The sequence below is a fragment of the Latilactobacillus sakei genome, from assembly GCA_002953655.1.
Taxonomy (GTDB): domain Bacteria; phylum Bacillota; class Bacilli; order Lactobacillales; family Lactobacillaceae; genus Latilactobacillus; species Latilactobacillus sakei_A.
The window spans coordinates 2,082,329-2,103,571 of sequence record CP025839.1 but is presented as its reverse complement, the minus strand read 5'-3'; the positions used below and the strand labels follow the sequence as shown (position 1 = coordinate 2,103,571).

The following is a 21,243-nucleotide window of genomic DNA, read 5'->3' as shown; positions in this document are numbered from 1 at the left end:
GTAGCGTGTCCTCCTCACATAAAATCACCACTTTATTGAAAAATACTCAATAAAGAAAGACTAAATACATTCTAGCATTCTAAAAAAAAGTTTTCCACAACAAGAACAAAATCCACAGGATAAAAATAAAAAGTTATGCACTCATCCACAACGAGGCGGATAACTTTTATTTCGGGGTGTGGACAACTGAGTAGTACACAGTTATTTTAGAGTTATCCACAAAAACGAATTGAAAATAGAGGCTTTCACAGCATGGGTTTTTGTGGCTTATGCACAGCATTAAAAACAGGTGTGGATAACTAATAAACACCCTGTGATTCTCTGGATAACTCGGGCAGGTTTGCTGGGGATAAAATTTATGTTAAAATCAACTAGTCAGGTTATCCACAAGAAAAACAAAATTTTGCGACGTTGTGGACAACCAAATTTAGCGAATTTTTTTACAGAAAGTGTTTTAACTTCTATAGAAATATGCTATTATATTTTAGTGAATGTCATAGGTGGTTATGCCGCCAGTTGTTTCTCAGATAAGAAAACAATAGACATAGTCAATTAGGAGGTGCCAGATTAATGACTACAAAGAGAACATTTCAACCAAAGAAACGCCATAAAGAACGTGTTCATGGTTTCATGAAACGTATGAATACTAAGAACGGTCGCAAGGTACTTGCAAGACGCCGTGCTAAGGGCAGAAAAGTATTATCTGCATAGGCCACTGATGCTTCAGTGGTTTTTTTATTATCCTCAATTTATTAATAGAAATGCCGGAGTGAATTATGAGAAAGTCGTACCGTGTTAAAAAAGAACAAGATTTCCAAACGGTTTTTGATGCAAGTCAATCAGTGGCCAACCGCAATTTTGTGGTTTACCGCTTAGATAAGCCTGGTCAAAAACATTTTAGAGTCGGTCTTTCTGTCGGTAAAAAAGTAGGTAACGCAGTGATGCGTAATCAGGTGAAACGTTATATTCGCCAAAGTATTACGGAGTTGAAACCAGATTTGTTGCAACCCGTTGACTTTTTGGTGATCGCAAGACGTGGCGCCAACCAATTAACGATGGCAGAAACAAAACAAAATTTGATCCATGTCTTCAAGCTAGCTAAGTTATTAAAGGAAGAAGCAGATTCTGCTTCTGAATAAGTGAGGGATTGAGAGTGAATTCAAAAAATCGCAAACGACTATTATTAGTCGCTAGTTTATTCTTATTTATGCTAATTGCTGCTGGGTGTAGTACGACACCTGTTAACAGTGCTAGCACTGGTTTCTGGGATCACTATATTATTTATAACTTCTCACGATTCCTGTTGTGGTTAGCTGATATCTTTGGTGGTAGTTATGGTTGGGCCATCGTTGCCTTTACCATTATTATCCGATTGATTATTTTGCCATTAACTTGGTGGCAAAGTAAGACTATGATGAAGCAACAAGAAGTGGCGCCGGAAATTCAAGCCCTTCAAAAGAAATACGCTTCTAAAGATGTCGAAACCCAACAAAAATTACGGGAAGAAACACAGAAACTTTACGCTGAAGCAGGGGTCAATCCTGTGATTGGTTGTTTACCATTATTGGTTCAAATGCCAGTCTTGATTGCCTTGTATCAAGCCATCTACCGGACATCTGCTTTGAAGAGTGGGTCATTCTTATGGATGCAACTTGGTAAAGCTGATCCGTACTTTATTATGGCGATTTTGGCGGCCGTCTTTACGTTTGCGACATCATATTTAACGATGATGTCACAACCAACGAAGAATGCCACAACGACCGCAATGCTCTGGGTAATGCCAATCATGATTTTCGTGATGGCGATGAACATTGCGTCAGCCGTTTCAATTTACTGGGTAGTTACAAATGCCTTTTCTGTTGGTCAAACAATGGTGATTCAAAACCCATTCAAGATTCGTCGAGAACGTGAAGCTAAAGAACAAGCCAAACGTGATCGGGAAAAAGCACTTGCTAAAGCACGTAAGAAAGCAACGAAAAAACGTTAATCTTAAAAATTAAAAAGACCGACCAGCATTTCATGCTGGTCGGTCTTTTTAATTTTTAATAATCCAACTGCTTCAAGCGGAATAAGAAGTGCTGGTCGTCAATTGGTTTTAGATGATAGAGCGTGACCACTTTGCGCGTTAATTTGGCGTCAATCGGAGCGGCGTCATCAAAGAGATGAAAGTGATCGAAAAACGCCGTGTTGGCTTGTTCAATAAGGGTTAAAAGACCGGCACCGCCCAAGTCGCTGCCGAGGTGGGCGTCATCTGATAGTTGGCTAGCCTTGAGATGTTGACCGTACTGGATCAATTCGGGTCCGGTCGCCATGATTTCGTCAGGGACTTCACGCTTGTTTAATAATGCGGCTAAATCTGCCAATGTGTTGGCTGGTATTTGTTCAATGGTCATGTTCAGCATCGCCTTTCTAGCAGTTATGTATCTGCTTACATTGCTAATATAACAGATTTAAAGCAAATGTCTAGTAGGCGGCCGCTTAAAATCGTCGCACTGGTCGCTAAAATTCGTTATAATAGGCGCAATAGTTGAAAAGCGGAGGGCAAGGATATGACTTACTCAGAACAATGGGATTTAGAAACCATTTTTAAAGGGGGCTTAGCCTCACCAGCCTTAGAAAATCGACTCCAAGCATTGGGGCAACAGATTCCGGTTGTTTTAAAAATGACAAGTGACTGGCAATTTGTGTTTGATGAACCGGCCTTTGAACAAATGCAGGCCATCACGACGCAATTACAACAAATTGAATCCGGGTTGAAGCAAACTGGTAGTTTCGTTAATATGATTCAATCGGTCGACGAGCGTAACCAACAAGTCGCACCCATGATGGACCGCATTAACCAATTGCAAAATACCGCCCGTCAAATTGATGTCTTGTTGACGAAAAAATTAGTGGCCTTGACGACGGAACAATTTGAAACATTAGCTAACCAACCAGCCTTTGCACTGATTCAGTTCAACCTACGGGAAAAACGTCAGCAAGGGGCGGACTTATTAGATGAACAAACCGAAAAATTGTTGGACCAATTGGCACTCGATGGTTTGCAAGGTTGGAGTGATCACTACGATACAATCGTTGCGGAAACCCAGATTCCTTATTTAGACCAAACCTTATCAGCTGGGCAGGCCCAAAATAAGTTTGAATCAGATCCAGATCCTAAAGTTCGCGAAGTGGTTTTTAAAAATTGGCAACAAACTTGGGATCGTTTTTCACCAATGTTGGCGGATACCTTGAATCACTTAGCCGGTTTTAGATTAACGACTTATCAAGCTCATGGGACCACCGACTTTATGAAAAAGCCGCTGGAAGATAACCGAATGCAACCAGCTACGCTGGATGCGATGTGGTCGGTAGTCAGCCAAAATAAGGCCCCACTGGTTGCTTTTTTGAACCGCAAGGCCGCTTTAATGGGTAAAAAGCAGTTAGCTTGGCAAGATACTTGGGCACCAGTCGTGGTTGATGATTTCCAAATGACTAAAAAATCGTATGACGAAGCTGCTGAATTTATCATTGCGCATTTCCGGGATTTCAGTCCGAAAATGGCAACCGTCGCACAAACCGCGTTTGAAAAACGGTGGATTGAAGCGGAAGATCGGCCGGGCAAACAACCGGGTGGCTACATGACCGATTTACCCGAAACTAATGATTTTAGAATTTTCATGACCTACGATGGCACACCCGGCGGCGTTTCAACTTTGGCGCATGAATTAGGGCACGGCTTTCATACGATGATGATTAATCAATTACCTGGTTGGCGCCAAGACTATGCGATGAACGTCGCCGAAACGGCTTCGACGTTGGCGGAATTAATCGTGGTCGATGCAACAGTCAATGAAGCGCAAGATCGCGCGACGAAGATTAACTTACTCGATCAAAAAATAACGAACGCCATCGATATGTTTATGAATATTCATGCGCGCTATTTATTTGAACATCGCTTCTATGAAATGCGGCAACAAGGGCTACTAACGCCTGACGATTTGAAAGGGATTATGTTGAGCGCCCAAAAAGAAGCCTATGCGGATGCACTAACGGATTATGATCCATTATTCTGGGCGGATAAGCAACATTTCTTCTTCGATGACGTACCATTTTATAACTTCCCGTATACATTTGGGTATCTCTTTTCCATGGGGATTTACGCCAAAGCACAAAGTGTGCCGCATTTTGAAGCCGACTATATCGCACTCTTGCAAGATACCGCCAATATGAGTACTGAAGAATTAGCGCAAAAACATTTAGGCGTTGATTTGACGCAACCGGCCTTTTGGCAAGCAGCGGCGGACTCAATCGCCCAAGATGTGGCGCTCTTTTTAGAGCTAACCGCTACCGATTTAGATTAGGTGTCGCTTAAAAAGCGGGCATGTTATACTAATATTAGACAAAAATAAGCGTCCAGTGACAAACTGGCACTTAATGAGCGGAGGTTTAAAAATGCCAACTTTTGAAGGTAAGGATATTCAAGCCGCCATTGAAGCGGGGTTAGCCGCGTTAAAAGTGACGCGTGAAGAGGTCACAGTTGATGTCCTTGAAGAAGGTAAGAAGGGTTTTTTAGGGTTTGGTAAGCAACCGGCAATCGTTACGTTAAAGCCGATAACGGTCGCTGAACCAACCCCAGTTGAACCGGCACAACCAAGCGTGGCTGACGTAGCAACTGAGCCAGCAGATCAGCCAGAAAAGGCGCCAATGCGGCAGAGTCGTGAGGCGACAATTGAAGCCTTAAAGCAATACATTACCGACATAACAGCGCAGATTGGTACGCCGGTCACGATGACCGTCACCAAAGAACACAAGCAAGTTACCTTTCATTTAAAGACGTCTAAGGAAGGCTTGTTGATTGGTAAACACGGCAAGACGATCAATGCGCTCCAATATTTAGCGCAAACGTATTATGATCATCACACTAAAGGTAAACAGTTGATGATGTTAGATGTTGGTGATTATCGGCAAAGAAGAGCGACGATTATTAAACATTTAGCAGATAAGGCGGCCAGAGAAGTGGTCGCAACTGGTAAGGCGGTCACTTTAGAGCCGATGCCAGCATTTGAACGGAAGATTGTTCATGGCTATTTAACAGATAATCGCCACGTGCAAACCCACTCAGAAGGCCGCGGCGATCGCCGGGTAATTGTGGTTGAACTAGCGCGTTCTTTTTGAGACTTGTCAATTGACGGTCGATAGAAATCGTGTATAATGAAACTAATTAAATATCGATAAAGTAGTGAAAGTGCTTTGTCCACCCCTTACGCAATGACGGGAGGGGTGGACGCTAAGCGCTTTTTTTATGCAGCTATTTTAGGAAGGAAGCTTTTATAATGCCAACGACAGTCACAGAATTTGATACGATTACGGCAATCTCAACACCACCTGGTGAGGGGGCAATTTCAATTGTGCGTCTTTCAGGAGATGACAGTTTAGCCATCATTAAACGGGTTTATCGCGGCAAGGATCTCGATAAAGTGGCGAGCCATACGATTAATTATGGCCATATTATTGACCCTAAAACCGATGCAGTGGTCGACGAAGTCATGGTTTCTGTCATGCGGGCGCCTAAAACCTTTACGCGCGAAGATGTGATTGAAATTAATTGTCATGGTGGGATTGTGGCGACTAACCGAATCTTGCAACTATTGATGAGTTACGGTGCACGAATGGCCGAACCGGGCGAATTCACGAAGCGGGCCTTTTTAAACGGGCGGATTGATTTAACCCAGGCTGAATCTGTGATGGATCTTATCCGGGCCAAGACTGACCGGGCAATGCAAGTTGCTGTTGATCAATTGGACGGGAGCTTAACGCATCTCATTAAAAATTTGCGTCAAGAAATCCTAGAAGTATTGGCGCAAGTCGAAGTCAACATTGACTATCCCGAATATGATACCGATGAAATGACCACCCGGATTTTACTTGAAAAAGCTGAACTTGTTAAAGGGCGGATTGGTGAATTACTCCAAACAGCGCAACAAGGGAAAGTCTTGCGTGAAGGGTTGGCAACGGCCATCGTTGGGCGACCAAACGTCGGCAAATCAAGTTTGTTAAACCATCTTTTACATGAAGATAAAGCCATCGTGACGGATGTTGCTGGAACGACCCGTGATGTTTTGGAAGAATACGTTAACGTCCGCGGCGTACCATTGAAGCTGGTCGATACGGCGGGGATTCATGATACGGAAGATAAGGTTGAAAAGATTGGGGTCGAAAGAAGTCGTGCGGCAATTACCAAAGCTGACTTGATTTTACTGGTCCTAAACCAAAGCGAACCTTTAACGATTGAAGATCGCGAACTAATCACAGCGACAACTGATAAAAAACGGATCATTATTTTAAATAAGACTGACTTACCTAATCAATTGGACTTAGATGAACTCCAAACATTAGTACGTGCTGATGAATTGATTCAAACGTCAATTTTAACGAGTGAAGGGGTGACTGATTTGGAAGCCCAAATCGCCAAACTCTTCTTCGGTGGGATTGAAAATAGCCAAAGTACGGTGATGATTACCAACGCCCGCCAAATTGGCTTATTAAACCAAGCACAACAATCATTAGATGAAGTCATTAGCGGGATTGCAGCTGGCATGCCAGTTGACCTGGTGCAAATTGATATGACCAACTGTTGGGACAAGCTCGGTGAGATTACCGGGGATTCAGCACCAGATGAATTGATTACGGAACTCTTTAGCCAATTCTGTTTAGGTAAATAGATCTTGAACCATATTAAAGGAGAACAAAACATGCGAGAATATGACGCAGCGCACTACGACGTGATTGTCGTCGGTGCCGGCCATGCAGGTTCCGAAGCGGCATTAGCTGCTGCACGAATGGGCCGCGAAACATTATTATTAACGATTAACTTAGATATGGTGGCTTTTATGCCATGTAACCCATCATTGGGTGGCCCGGCAAAAGGCATCGTGGTCCGTGAAATTGACGCCTTGGGTGGTCAAATGGGCCGCAATATCGATAAGACTTACATCCAAATGCGGATGCTAAATACAGGTAAAGGTCCAGCTGTCCGCGCATTACGCGCCCAAGCTGATAAGCATGCCTATCACCGGACAATGAAACGGACAATCGAAACGACGGATCACTTAACACTCCGTCAAGGCATTGCTGAATCATTGATCGTTGAAGACGGTGTCTGCAAAGGGATTGTGACTAACACGGGTGCTCGTTACAGTGCTGACAGTGTGATTTTAACAGCCGGAACAGCCTCACGCGGCAAGATTATCATTGGTGAATTAACGTATTCATCAGGTCCTAATAATTCAATTCCTTCTATTAAACTTTCAGAGAGTCTTGAAGATAACGGTTTTGTGTTGACGCGTTTTAAAACCGGGACACCCCCACGCGTGGACGGCACCACAATCGACTTTTCAAAGACGGAAGAACAACCAGGGGATAAGGAACCGAACCACTTTAGTTTCGAAACACCTGATAGTGCTTATTTGAAAGACCAACTTTCTTGTTGGATGACGTACACGAATGATACGACGCATCAAGTGATTCGCGATAATCTCGACCGCGCCCCAATGTTTACCGGTGTGATTGAAGGTGTCGGCCCACGTTATTGCCCATCAATTGAAGATAAAATCGTCCGCTTCGCGGATAAGCCTCGCCACCAAATTTTCTTGGAACCAGAAGGCCGCGAAACAGAAGAATATTACGTTGGTGATTTCTCAACATCAATGCCAGAAGAAATCCAACACAAAATGATCCATTCGATCGAAGGGTTAGAAAATGCCCAAATGATGCGCCCTGGTTATGCGATTGAATATGATGTCGTTGAACCATGGCAACTAAAACCAACCCTTGAAACCAAAGTGGTTGAAAATCTTTATACAGCCGGTCAAATGAACGGCACTTCAGGATATGAAGAAGCTGCTGGTCAAGGTTTGATGGCCGGAATCAACGCTGCCCTCAAACAAACGGGCCGCGACCCATTCATCTTAGACCGCAGTGAAGCTTACATCGGGGTCTTGATCGATGACTTGGTCACGAAGGGCACGAAGGAACCTTATCGTCTATTAACCTCACGTGCGGAATACCGGTTGATGCTTCGTCACGATAACGCTGATTTACGCTTAACGGAAAAGGGTCATGAATTAGGTTTAATCAATGATGACCGTTTTGACAGTTATGAAGTGAAAAAAGCAGCCGTTGAAGCTGAGTTAGCACGTTTAGAAACGATTCGCTTAAAACCAACCCCAGAAATCCAAGCCTTTTTAGCGGCTAAGGGTGAGGCTCCACTTAAAGATGGTGTTTTAGCCAGTGACTTCTTGAAACGGCCAGAAGTGAAGTATGCTGATTTAATTCAATTCATTCCAGCGGTCGAAGGAATTGATAACCGCGTTGTGGAACAAGTTGAAATCCAAATCAAATACGCAGGGTATATTGATAAGGAAAAGGCTAAGATTGCGAAGTTAAAACGGATGGAAGCCAAGAAGATTCCAGCTAATATCGATTACGACGCCATTGAAGGCCTTGCAACAGAAGGACGTCAAAAATTACAAAAAATTCAACCCGAAACACTTGCGCAAGCAAGTCGGATTGGTGGGGTGAACCCAGCCGATATCGGGATTCTAAGCGTATATATTCAACAAGGTAAGATTGCTAAGGTCAAATAGCCTGGTTGATAACTAGTCATTAGATATGTTAGAGTTAAGCATATATTGTCAATGGTAAAAAGCCAGCCGTTTCACATGAAACGGTTGGCTTTTTAGAGTCATGGAAGAAAAGTGAGGGAATCAAGTGATAACTGTTAGTGAAATGAGCTTAACGCTTTCTGGGCGTAAGTTATATGAAGACGTTAATTTGAAGTTTACACCTGGAAATTGTTATGGCGTGATCGGTGCCAATGGTGCAGGTAAGTCAACTTTTCTAAAATTATTAGAAGGTAAATTACAACCATCATCAGGCCACATCTCAATGGGCCCTAATGAACGGATGTCGAGTTTGAATCAAGATCACTACGCTTTTGAAGAATTCGAAGTGTTAGAGACCGTGATCCAAGGTCATAAGAAGTTATATGAAGTGATGCAAGCTAAGGATGCCCTATATGCTAAAGCTGAATTCACTGAAGAAGATGGGATGAAGGCTGCTGATCTAGAAGCTGAATTCGCTGAAATGAATGGTTGGGATGCTGAATCAGAAGCGGCTCAATTACTCCAAGCTTTAGGAATCGATGAATCTTTACATCATGTGAAGATGAGTGAATTGATGGAAGGGCAAAAGATTAAGGTTTTACTTGGTCAAGCACTCTTTGGCAAACCTGATATCCTATTATTGGACGAACCAACTAATGGTTTGGACAGTGCCTCAGTTGAATGGTTAGAAAACTTCTTGGCTGACTTCCCGAACATCGTGATCGTTGTTTCCCATGACCGTTACTTCTTAAACCAAGTATGTACAATGATGTGTGATGTGGACTTCGGTCGCATCAAGACATTCGTTGGTAACTACGACTTCTGGTTAGAATCAAGTAAGTTGGCAGCTAAGTTACAATCAAACGTTAATGCTAAAAAAGAAGAACAAATCAAAGAATTACAAGACTTTATCGCACGTTTCAGTGCTAATGCTTCAAAATCAAAACAAGCTACTTCTCGTAAGAAGCAATTAGAGAAGATTACATTAGAAGATATCCAACCTTCTTCACGTCAATACCCATTCATTAAGTTCGATTTCGAACGCGAATTGGGCAATGACCTTTTACGGGTTGAGAACGTCTCAAAAACAATCGATGGTGTTAAAGTGTTAGATAACATCAGCTTCTCAGTTAAGCCAGACGAAAAAGCAGCAATCGTTTCACGAAATGATGTTGCGACAGCTGTCTTAATGCAAATCTTAGCTGGTGAAGTAGAACCAGATAGTGGTACAGTGACCTGGGGTGTGACGAGTCAACAATCATACTTACCAAGAGATACGAACTCAGCCTTTAATGATGATCAACTCATCATCTTAGACTGGTTACGTCAATTTGCCGCTAAAGGTGAAGACGACAATACTTTCTTACGTGGCTTCTTAGGGAAGATGTTATTCTCTGGGGATGAAGTAACGAAGGAAATTAATGTCCTCTCTGGTGGGGAAAAGGTTCGTTGTATCCTATCTAAAATCATGCTTCAAAAATCAAACACTTTACTATTAGATGATCCAACCAACCATTTGGATTTGGAATCAATTACATCATTGAATGATGCCTTGATCGATTTCAAGGGTGCTTTGATCTTTACATCTCATGATCACCAGTTTATTCAAACAATTGCAGATCACATCATTGAAGTCTCAGCCAACGGTTTAGTTGATCGTGCCGAAACAAACTATGATGAATTCTTAGCACATCCAGAATTACAAAAACAAGTTGCTAAACTATACGCTTAATAACGAGAGAAGACCCGCAGACACGTATTTGTGTCGCGGGTCTTCTTTTTTTGAATCTTTTTCAGAAAGTCCTTGTATCTGTTATTGTAAGTTGGTATACTAGTAAAGTTGTCGCAAGCGAGTAACTCAGTAATGAGTGAGGAAATAAATAATTAAAATGTTTTTGAAAAACACTTGTTATTTAATTCTAATCGTGATAACATATTATATGTTGCTTACGGAGTTATAACTTCTAAGTGATAAATAATTTTTAAAAGTGTTTGACAGATAATTAGTTATATGATATAATTAAAAAGATGTTTCAACACAGTAGATCTTTGAAAACTGAACAAAGTTTTGATAAACCAAATGTGTAGGGTGGCCCTTTTAGGGCACAACATATTTGCGAAGTCAATTTCGCTAGCAAATAAATTAAGCAACAAAACAAGAGCTACAAACTTTTAATCGAGAGTTTGATCCTGGCTCAGGACGAACGCTGGCGGCGTGCCTAATACATGCAAGTCGAACGCACTCTCGTTTAGATTGAAGGAGCTTGCTCCTGATTGATAAGCATTTGAGTGAGTGGCGGACGGGTGAGTAACACGTGGGTAACCTGCCCTAAAGTGGGGGATAACATTTGGAAACAGATGCTAATACCGCATAAAACCTAGCACCGCATGGTGCAGGGTTGAAAGATGGTTTCGGCTATCACTTTAGGATGGACCCGCGGTGCATTAGTTAGTTGGTGAGGTAAAGGCTCACCAAGACCGTGATGCATAGCCGACCTGAGAGGGTAATCGGCCACACTGGGACTGAGACACGGCCCAGACTCCTACGGGAGGCAGCAGTAGGGAATCTTCCACAATGGACGAAAGTCTGATGGAGCAACGCCGCGTGAGTGAAGAAGGTTTTCGGATCGTAAAACTCTGTTGTTGGAGAAGAATGTATCTGATAGTAACTGATCAGGTAGTGACGGTATCCAACCAGAAAGCCACGGCTAACTACGTGCCAGCAGCCGCGGTAATACGTAGGTGGCAAGCGTTGTCCGGATTTATTGGGCGTAAAGCGAGCGCAGGCGGTTTCTTAAGTCTGATGTGAAAGCCTTCGGCTCAACCGAAGAAGTGCATCGGAAACTGGGAAACTTGAGTGCAGAAGAGGACAGTGGAACTCCATGTGTAGCGGTGAAATGCGTAGATATATGGAAGAACACCAGTGGCGAAGGCGGCTGTCTGGTCTGTAACTGACGCTGAGGCTCGAAAGCATGGGTAGCAAACAGGATTAGATACCCTGGTAGTCCATGCCGTAAACGATGAGTGCTAGGTGTTGGAGGGTTTCCGCCCTTCAGTGCCGCAGCTAACGCATTAAGCACTCCGCCTGGGGAGTACGACCGCAAGGTTGAAACTCAAAGGAATTGACGGGGGCCCGCACAAGCGGTGGAGCATGTGGTTTAATTCGAAGCAACGCGAAGAACCTTACCAGGTCTTGACATCCTTTGACCACTCTAGAGATAGAGCTTTCCCTTCGGGGACAAAGTGACAGGTGGTGCATGGTTGTCGTCAGCTCGTGTCGTGAGATGTTGGGTTAAGTCCCGCAACGAGCGCAACCCTTATTACTAGTTGCCAGCATTAAGTTGGGCACTCTAGTGAGACTGCCGGTGACAAACCGGAGGAAGGTGGGGACGACGTCAAATCATCATGCCCCTTATGACCTGGGCTACACACGTGCTACAATGGATGGTACAACGAGTTGCGAGACCGCGAGGTTTAGCTAATCTCTTAAAACCATTCTCAGTTCGGATTGTAGGCTGCAACTCGCCTACATGAAGCCGGAATCGCTAGTAATCGCGGATCAGCATGCCGCGGTGAATACGTTCCCGGGCCTTGTACACACCGCCCGTCACACCATGAGAGTTTGTAACACCCAAAGCCGGTGAGGTAACCCTTCGGGGAGCCAGCCGTCTAAGGTGGGACAGATGATTAGGGTGAAGTCGTAACAAGGTAGCCGTAGGAGAACCTGCGGCTGGATCACCTCCTTTCTAAGGAATAATACGGAAAACCTTGTACATTTGCGAAATCAAAACTTTGTTTAGTTTTGAGAGGTCTACTCTCAAACTTTGTTCTTTGAAAACTGGATAATAAGTAATATATTAGTTTTAAAAGCCGAGAAAAACATTGCGTTTTAAAGAGTTTTTTAATAATAGAAATATGAATTAGTTCATATCGCTAAACTCAAATAATAACCCTTTACCGTAGGTAAAGATAGGTTAAGTTATAAAGGGCGCATGGTGGATGCCTTGGCACTAGGAGCCGATGAAGGACGGTACTAACACCGATATGCTTCGGGGAGCTGTAAGTAAGCTTTGATCCGGAGATTTCCGAATGGGGGAACCCAATACTTTTAATCGAGTATTATCATTAAGTGAATACATAGCTTAATGAAGGTAGACGAGGGGAACTGAAACATCTAAGTACCTTCAGGAAGAGAAAGAAAAATCGATTCCCTAAGTAGCGGCGAGCGAACGGGGAAGAGCCCAAACCAAGAAGCTTGCTTCTTGGGGTTGTAGGACAGAACTTTGGAGTTACCAAGTTAAGTTGTAATCGAATCAGCTGGGAAGCTGAGTCAAAGAGTGTGATAACCACGTAGATTAAACAACTTAACCTCCGTTCTGGATCCTGAGTACGGCGGAACACGTGAAATTCCGTCGGAATCCGGGAGGACCATCTCCCAAGGCTAAATACTCCCTAGTGACCGATAGTGAACCAGTACCGTGAGGGAAAGGTGAAAAGCACCCCGGAAGGGGAGTGAAATAGATCCTGAAACCATGTGCCTACAATTAGTCAAAGCTCGTTAATGAGTGATGGCGTGCCTTTTGTAGAATGAACCGGCGAGTTACGTTTATATGCGAGGTTAAAGTGAAAAGCTGGAGCCGTAGCGAAAGCGAGTCTGAAATGGGCGAGTGAGTATATAGATGTAGACCCGAAACCAAGTGACCTACCCATGTCCAGGTTGAAGGTGTGGTAAAACACACTGGAGGACCGAACCCACGTCAGTTGAAAATGGCGGGGATGAGGTGTGGGTAGCGGTGAAATTCCAATCGAACTTGGAGATAGCTGGTTCTCTCCGAAATAGCTTTAGGGCTAGCCTCGGAATATTGGATCATGGAGGTAGAGCACTGTTTGGACTAGGGGCCCGTCATGGGTTACTGAATTCAGATAAACTCCGAATACCATTGATTTAGTTCCGGGAGTCAGACTGCGAGTGATAAGATCCGTAGTCGAAAGGGAAACAGCCCAGATCACCAGTTAAGGTCCCAAAATTTATGTTAAGTGGAAAAGGATGTGGCGGTGCACAGACAACTAGGATGTTGGCTCAGAAGCAGCCACCATTTAAAGAGTGCGTAATAGCTCACTAGTCGAGTGCCGCTGCGCCGAAAATGTACCGGGGCTAAACATAATACCGAAACTGTGGGTGGACACGTAAGTGTCCGCGGTAGGAGAGCGTTCTAAGGGCGACGAAGCTAGATCGTAAGGACTAGTGGAGCGCTTAGAAGTGAGAATGCCGGCATGAGTAGCGAAAGATCAGTGAGAATCTGATCCACCGTATGACTAAGGTTTCCTGGGGAAGGCTCGTCCTCCCAGGGTTAGTCGGGACCTAAGGCGAGGCCGAGAGGCGTAGTCGATGGATAACAGGTTGATATTCCTGTACTAGTTTATTTTGTTTGAATGATGGAGGGACGCAGGAAGCTAAGGAATGCACACGACTGGAAATGTGTGTCCAAGCAATAAGTCTTGAGTTGAGTGAAATGCTTGATTCTTTAAGGACAAGTTGTGATGGGGAGCGAAATTAAGTAGCGAAGTTCCTGATGTTACACTGCCAAGAAAAGCTTCTAGTGAGAAATAAACTACCCGTACCGTAAACCGACACAGGTGGTCGAGGAGAATATCCTAAGGTGAGCGAGTGAACTCTCGTTAAGGAACTCGGCAAAATGACCCCGTAACTTCGGGAGAAGGGGTGCTGACCGTCAGGTCAGCTGCAGTGAATAGGCCCAAACAACTGTTTATCAAAAACACAGGTCTCTGCAAAATCGTAAGATGACGTATAGGGGCTGACGCCTGCCCGGTGCTGGAAGGTTAAGAGGATGAGTTAGCGCAAGCGAAGCCCAGAATTGAAGCCCCAGTAAACGGCGGCCGTAACTATAACGGTCCTAAGGTAGCGAAATTCCTTGTCGGGTAAGTTCCGACCCGCACGAAAGGCGTAATGATTTGGGCACTGTCTCAACGAGAGACTCGGTGAAATTATAATACCCGTGAAGATGCGGGTTACCCGCGACAGGACGGAAAGACCCCATGGAGCTTTACTGTAGCTTGATATTGAGTGTTTGTACAGTTTGTACAGGATAGGTAGGAGCCGTAGAAATCGGAACGCTAGTTTCGATTGAGGCGTTGGTGGGATACTACCCTAACTGTATGACCACTCTAACCCGCGCCACTTAGCGTGGCGGGAGACAGTGTCAGGTGGGCAGTTTGACTGGGGCGGTCGCCTCCTAAAGTGTAACGGAGGCGCTCAAAGGTTCTCTCAGAATGGTTGGAAATCATTCGTAGAGTGTAAAGGTATAAGAGAGCTTGACTGTGAGATTGACAAATCGAGCAGGGACGAAAGTCGGACTTAGTGATCCGGTGGTTCCGTATGGAAGGGCCATCGCTCAACGGATAAAAGCTACCCTGGGGATAACAGGCTTATCTCCCCCAAGAGTCCACATCGACGGGGAGGTTTGGCACCTCGATGTCGGCTCATCGCATCCTGGGGCTGTAGTCGGTCCCAAGGGTTGGGCTGTTCGCCCATTAAAGCGGTACGCGAGCTGGGTTCAGAACGTCGTGAGACAGTTCGGTCCCTATCCGTCGCGGGCGCAGGAAATTTGAGAGGAGCTGTCCTTAGTACGAGAGGACCGGGATGGACATACCTCTGGTGTACCAGTTGTGCCGCCAGGCGCATCGCTGGGTAGCTATGTATGGCAGGGATAAACGCTGAAAGCATCTAAGTGTGAAGCCCCCCTCGAGATGAGATTTCCCATTCCTTTATGGAAGTAAGACCCCTGAAAGATGATCAGGTAGATAGGCTAGAAGTGGAAGTACAGCGATGTATGGAGCGGACTAGTACTAATCGGTCGAGGACTTAACCAAAGGTGCAATGTTTGGCTTTTGAAATGAAAATATTACTTATTATGCAGTTTTGAGAGAACGAAGTTCTTCTCAGTGCGTAAGCACAAATAGTGTGGTGGCGATAGCAAGAAGGATACACCTGTTCCCATGTCGAACACAGTAGTTAAGCTTCTTAGCGCCGATAGTAGTTGGTGGGAAACTACCTGCGAGGATAGGACGTTGCCACGCAAATTAAAAAGGTTGAACCTTAGGGTTCAGCCTTTTTTGTTGGCTATTTTAAATAATTAAATGCTGAAATAGCGTGTAATAGATCTGTTTTGAATAAATATAATATTTATGTCGAAAAAGCTTGACCATTGGGATTTAACTTGGTAAGATATAAAAGTTGTCTCAAACGAGTAACTCAGTAATGAGTGAGGAAATAAATAATTAAAATGTTTTTGAAAAACACTTGTTATTTAATTCTAATCGTGATAACATATTATATGTTGCTTACGGAGTTATAACTTCTAAGTGATAAATAATTTTTAAAAGTGTTTGACAGATAATTAGTTATATGATATAATTAAAAAGCTGTTTCAACACAGTAGATCTTTGAAAACTGAACAAAGTTTTGATAAACCAAATGTGTAGGGTCGCCCTTTTAGGGCACAACATATTTGCGAAGTCAATTTCGCTAGCAAATAAATTAAGTAACAAAACAAGAGCTACAAACTTTTAATCGAGAGTTTGATCCTGGCTCAGGACGAACGCTGGCGGCGTGCCTAATACATGCAAGTCGAACGCACTCTCGTTTAGATTGAAGGAGCTTGCTCCTGATTGATAAGCATTTGAGTGAGTGGCGGACGGGTGAGTAACACGTGGGTAACCTGCCCTAAAGTGGGGGATAACATTTGGAAACAGATGCTAATACCGCATAAAACCTAGCACCGCATGGTGCAGGGTTGAAAGATGGTTTCGGCTATCACTTTAGGATGGACCCGCGGTGCATTAGTTAGTTGGTGAGGTAAAGGCTCACCAAGACCGTGATGCATAGCCGACCTGAGAGGGTAATCGGCCACACTGGGACTGAGACACGGCCCAGACTCCTACGGGAGGCAGCAGTAGGGAATCTTCCACAATGGACGAAAGTCTGATGGAGCAACGCCGCGTGAGTGAAGAAGGTTTTCGGATCGTAAAACTCTGTTGTTGGAGAAGAATGTATCTGATAGTAACTGATCAGGTAGTGACGGTATCCAACCAGAAAGCCACGGCTAACTACGTGCCAGCAGCCGCGGTAATACGTAGGTGGCAAGCGTTGTCCGGATTTATTGGGCGTAAAGCGAGCGCAGGCGGTTTCTTAAGTCTGATGTGAAAGCCTTCGGCTCAACCGAAGAAGTGCATCGGAAACTGGGAAACTTGAGTGCAGAAGAGGACAGTGGAACTCCATGTGTAGCGGTGAAATGCGTAGATATATGGAAGAACACCAGTGGCGAAGGCGGCTGTCTGGTCTGTAACTGACGCTGAGGCTCGAAAGCATGGGTAGCAAACAGGATTAGATACCCTGGTAGTCCATGCCGTAAACGATGAGTGCTAGGTGTTGGAGGGTTTCCGCCCTTCAGTGCCGCAGCTAACGCATTAAGCACTCCGCCTGGGGAGTACGACCGCAAGGTTGAAACTCAAAGGAATTGACGGGGGCCCGCACAAGCGGTGGAGCATGTGGTTTAATTCGAAGCAACGCGAAGAACCTTACCAGGTCTTGACATCCTTTGACCACTCTAGAGATAGAGCTTTCCCTTCGGGGACAAAGTGACAGGTGGTGCATGGTTGTCGTCAGCTCGTGTCGTGAGATGTTGGGTTAAGTCCCGCAACGAGCGCAACCCTTATTACTAGTTGCCAGCATTAAGTTGGGCACTCTAGTGAGACTGCCGGTGACAAACCGGAGGAAGGTGGGGACGACGTCAAATCATCATGCCCCTTATGACCTGGGCTACACACGTGCTACAATGGATGGTACAACGAGTTGCGAGACCGCGAGGTTTAGCTAATCTCTTAAAACCATTCTCAGTTCGGATTGTAGGCTGCAACTCGCCTACATGAAGCCGGAATCGCTAGTAATCGCGGATCAGCATGCCGCGGTGAATACGTTCCCGGGCCTTGTACACACCGCCCGTCACACCATGAGAGTTTGTAACACCCAAAGCCGGTGAGGTAACCCTTCGGGGAGCCAGCCGTCTAAGGTGGGACAGATGATTAGGGTGAAGTCGTAACAAGGTAGCCGTAGGAGAACCTGCGGCTGGATCACCTCCTTTCTAAGGAATAATACGGAAAACCTTGTACATTTGCGAAATCAAAACTTTGTTTAGTTTTGAGAGGTCTACTCTCAAACTTTGTTCTTTGAAAACTGGATAATAAGTAATATATTAGTTTTAAAAGCCGAGAAAAACATTGCGTTTTAAAGAGTTTTTTAATAATAGAAATATGAATTAGTTCATATCGCTAAACTCAAATAATAACCCTTTACCGTAGGTAAAGATAGGTTAAGTTATAAAGGGCGCATGGTGGATGCCTTGGCACTAGGAGCCGATGAAGGACGGTACTAACACCGATATGCTTCGGGGAGCTGTAAGTAAGCTTTGATCCGGAGATTTCCGAATGGGGGAACCCAATACTTTTAATCGAGTATTATCATTAAGTGAATACATAGCTTAATGAAGGTAGACGAGGGGAACTGAAACATCTAAGTACCTTCAGGAAGAGAAAGAAAAATCGATTCCCTAAGTAGCGGCGAGCGAACGGGGAAGAGCCCAAACCAAGAAGCTTGCTTCTTGGGGTTGTAGGACAGAACTTTGGAGTTACCAAGTTAAGTTGTAATCGAATCAGCTGGGAAGCTGAGTCAAAGAGTGTGATAACCACGTAGATTAAACAACTTAACCTCCGTTCTGGATCCTGAGTACGGCGGAACACGTGAAATTCCGTCGGAATCCGGGAGGACCATCTCCCAAGGCTAAATACTCCCTAGTGACCGATAGTGAACCAGTACCGTGAGGGAAAGGTGAAAAGCACCCCGGAAGGGGAGTGAAATAGATCCTGAAACCATGTGCCTACAATTAGTCAAAGCTCGTTAATGAGTGATGGCGTGCCTTTTGTAGAATGAACCGGCGAGTTACGTTTATATGCGAGGTTAAAGTGAAAAGCTGGAGCCGTAGCGAAAGCGAGTCTGAAATGGGCGAGTGAGTATATAGATGTAGACCCGAAACCAAGTGACCTACCCATGTCCAGGTTGAAGGTGTGGTAAAACACACTGGAGGACCGAACCCACGTCAGTTGAAAATGGCGGGGATGAGGTGTGGGTAGCGGTGAAATTCCAATCGAACTTGGAGATAGCTGGTTCTCTCCGAAATAGCTTTAGGGCTAGCCTCGGAATATTGGATCATGGAGGTAGAGCACTGTTTGGACTAGGGGCCCGTCATGGGTTACTGAATTCAGATAAACTCCGAATACCATTGATTTAGTTCCGGGAGTCAGACTGCGAGTGATAAGATCCGTAGTCGAAAGGGAAACAGCCCAGATCACCAGTTAAGGTCCCAAAATTTATGTTAAGTGGAAAAGGATGTGGCGGTGCACAGACAACTAGGATGTTGGCTCAGAAGCAGCCACCATTTAAAGAGTGCGTAATAGCTCACTAGTCGAGTGCCGCTGCGCCGAAAATGTACCGGGGCTAAACATAATACCGAAACTGTGGGTGGACACGTAAGTGTCCGCGGTAGGAGAGCGTTCTAAGGGCGACGAAGCTAGATCGTAAGGACTAGTGGAGCGCTTAGAAGTGAGAATGCCGGCATGAGTAGCGAAAGATCAGTGAGAATCTGATCCACCGTATGACTAAGGTTTCCTGGGGAAGGCTCGTCCTCCCAGGGTTAGTCGGGACCTAAGGCGAGGCCGAGAGGCGTAGTCGATGGATAACAGGTTGATATTCCTGTACTAGTTTATTTTGTTTGAATGATGGAGGGACGCAGGAAGCTAAGGAATGCACACGACTGGAAATGTGTGTCCAAGCAATAAGTCTTGAGTTGAGTGAAATGCTTGATTCTTTAAGGACAAGTTGTGATGGGGAGCGAAATTAAGTAGCGAAGTTCCTGATGTTACACTGCCAAGAAAAGCTTCTAGTGAGAAATAAACTACCCGTACCGTAAACCGACACAGGTGGTCGAGGAGAATATCCTAAGGTGAGCGAGTGAACTCTCGTTAAGGAACTCGGCAAAATGACCCCGTAACTTCGGGAGAAGGGGTGCTGACCGTCAGGTCAGCCGCAGTGAATAGGCCCAAACAACTGTTTATCAAAAACACAGGTCTCTGCAAAATCGTAAGATGACGTATAGGGGCTGACGCCTGCCCGGTGCTGGAAGGTTAAGAGGATGAGTTAGCGCAAGCGAAGCCCAGAATTGAAGCCCCAGTAAACGGCGGCCGTAACTATAACGGTCCTAAGGTAGCGAAATTCCTTGTCGGGTAAGTTCCGACCCGCACGAAAGGCGTAATGATTTGGGCACTGTCTCAACGAGAGACTCGGTGAAATTATAATACCCGTGAAGATGCGGGTTACCCGCGACAGGACGGAAAGACCCCATGGAGCTTTACTGTAGCTTGATATTGAGTGTTTGTACAGTTTGTACAGGATAGGTAGGAGCCGTAGAAATCGGAACGCTAGTTTCGATTGAGGCGTTGGTGGGATACTACCCTAACTGTATGACCACTCTAACCCGCGCCACTTAGCGTGGCGGGAGACAGTGTCAGGTGGGCAGTTTGACTGGGGCGGTCGCCTCCTAAAGTGTAACGGAGGCGCTCAAAGGTTCTCTCAGAATGGTTGGAAATCATTCGTAGAGTGTAAAGGTATAAGAGAGCTTGACTGTGAGATTGACAAATCGAGCAGGGACGAAAGTCGGACTTAGTGATCCGGTGGTTCCGTATGGAAGGGCCATCGCTCAACGGATAAAAGCTACCCTGGGGATAACAGGCTTATCTCCCCCAAGAGTCCACATCGACGGGGAGGTTTGGCACCTCGATGTCGGCTCATCGCATCCTGGGGCTGTAGTCGGTCCCAAGGGTTGGGCTGTTCGCCCATTAAAGCGGTACGCGAGCTGGGTTCAGAACGTCGTGAGACAGTTCGGTCCCTATCCGTCGCGGGCGCAGGAAATTTGAGAGGAGCTGTCCTTAGTACGAGAGGACCGGGATGGACATACCTCTGGTGTACCAGTTGTGCCGCCAGGCGCATCGCTGGGTAGCTATGTATGGCAGGGATAAACGCTGAAAGCATCTAAGTGTGAAGCCCCCCTCGAGATGAGATTTCCCATTCCTTTATGGAAGTAAGACCCCTGAAAGATGATCAGGTAGATAGGCTAGAAGTGGAAGTACAGCGATGTATGGAGCGGACTAGTACTAATCGGTCGAGGACTTAACCAAAGGTGCAATGTTTGGCTTTTGAAATGAAAATATTACTTATTATGCAGTTTTGAGAGAACGAAGTTCTTCTCAGTGCGTAAGCACAAATAGTGTGGTGGCGATAGCAAGAAGGATACACCTGTTCCCATGTCGAACACAGTAGTTAAGCTTCTTAGCGCCGATAGTAGTTGGTGGGAAACTACCTGCGAGGATAGGACGTTGCCACGCAAATTAAAAAGGTTGAACCTCAGGGTTCAGCCTTTTTTTGTTAGATTATCTTATGAATATCTACTATACTAATAGTAATCCTAAA

Annotated in this window: 9 protein-coding genes and 6 rRNA genes; 14 read left to right on the top strand and 1 reads right to left on the bottom strand. The window is 45.0% G+C overall.

What is annotated here, in order from left to right; translation table 11 throughout:
* Positions 1-570: 570 nt before the first annotated feature.
* The 3 genes from C0213_10335 to C0213_10325 all read left to right on the top strand — a co-directional run bounded on the left by C0213_10335 (position 571) and on the right by C0213_10325 (position 1,987).
* Complete coding sequence (locus tag C0213_10335) at positions 571-711, top strand: 50S ribosomal protein L34 (protein AUX12775.1); 141 nt, start codon at positions 571-573, stop codon at positions 709-711.
* Between the two features lie 65 nt (positions 712-776).
* Positions 777-1,139, top strand: coding sequence for a ribonuclease P protein component (locus C0213_10330; protein AUX12774.1), 363 nt, complete (start codon positions 777-779; stop codon positions 1,137-1,139).
* A 14-nt stretch (positions 1,140-1,153) separates the two neighbouring features.
* The gene (locus C0213_10325) at positions 1,154-1,987 is read left to right on the top strand and encodes a hypothetical protein (GenBank protein AUX12773.1); all 834 of its coding nucleotides are present in this window, start codon (positions 1,154-1,156) and stop codon (positions 1,985-1,987) included.
* A 55-nt stretch (positions 1,988-2,042) separates the two neighbouring features.
* On the opposite strand, the gene C0213_10320 is transcribed toward C0213_10325, so the two are convergent.
* Positions 2,043-2,393: a hypothetical protein gene (locus C0213_10320; protein ID AUX12772.1), complete on the bottom strand. Its 351-nt coding sequence runs from the start codon at positions 2,391-2,393 to the stop codon at positions 2,043-2,045.
* A gap of 156 nt (positions 2,394-2,549) precedes the next feature.
* Between C0213_10320 and C0213_10315 the strand changes: the two genes are divergently transcribed.
* From C0213_10315 to rrf (C0213_10265), 11 genes are all read left to right on the top strand, one after another.
* Positions 2,550-4,343, top strand: coding sequence for an oligoendopeptidase (locus C0213_10315; protein ID AUX12771.1), 1,794 nt, complete (start codon positions 2,550-2,552; stop codon positions 4,341-4,343).
* Positions 4,344-4,434: 91 nt separating this feature from the next.
* Complete coding sequence (locus C0213_10310) at positions 4,435-5,157, top strand: single-stranded DNA-binding protein (GenBank protein ID AUX12770.1); 723 nt, start codon at positions 4,435-4,437, stop codon at positions 5,155-5,157.
* A gap of 158 nt (positions 5,158-5,315) precedes the next feature.
* Positions 5,316-6,704 carry a tRNA uridine-5-carboxymethylaminomethyl(34) synthesis GTPase MnmE gene (locus C0213_10305; GenBank protein ID AUX12769.1) on the top strand — a complete coding sequence of 463 codons (1,389 nt, stop codon included), beginning with the start codon at positions 5,316-5,318 and terminating at the stop codon, positions 6,702-6,704.
* Between the two features lie 30 nt (positions 6,705-6,734).
* Positions 6,735-8,627 carry a tRNA uridine-5-carboxymethylaminomethyl(34) synthesis enzyme MnmG gene (locus tag C0213_10300; GenBank protein AUX12768.1) on the top strand — a complete coding sequence of 631 codons (1,893 nt, stop codon included), beginning with the start codon at positions 6,735-6,737 and terminating at the stop codon, positions 8,625-8,627.
* A 124-nt stretch (positions 8,628-8,751) separates the two neighbouring features.
* On the top strand, positions 8,752-10,377 hold the full coding sequence (locus C0213_10295) for an ABC-F family ATPase (GenBank protein AUX12767.1): 1,626 nt from the start codon (positions 8,752-8,754) through the stop codon (positions 10,375-10,377).
* 444 nt (positions 10,378-10,821) lie between these two features.
* Positions 10,822-12,399 (top strand): 16S ribosomal RNA (locus tag C0213_10290).
* 217 nt (positions 12,400-12,616) lie between these two features.
* Positions 12,617-15,537, top strand: a 23S ribosomal RNA gene (locus tag C0213_10285).
* Positions 15,538-15,626: 89 nt separating this feature from the next.
* Positions 15,627-15,743: ribosomal RNA gene (rrf, locus tag C0213_10280) — 5S ribosomal RNA — on the top strand.
* Positions 15,744-16,236: 493 nt separating this feature from the next.
* Positions 16,237-17,814, top strand: a 16S ribosomal RNA gene (locus tag C0213_10275).
* A gap of 217 nt (positions 17,815-18,031) precedes the next feature.
* Positions 18,032-20,952 (top strand): 23S ribosomal RNA (locus C0213_10270).
* A gap of 89 nt (positions 20,953-21,041) precedes the next feature.
* Positions 21,042-21,158 (top strand): 5S ribosomal RNA (rrf, locus tag C0213_10265).
* The 16S, 23S and 5S rRNA genes sit together here, the layout of an rRNA operon.
* Positions 21,159-21,243 lie beyond the last annotated feature (85 nt).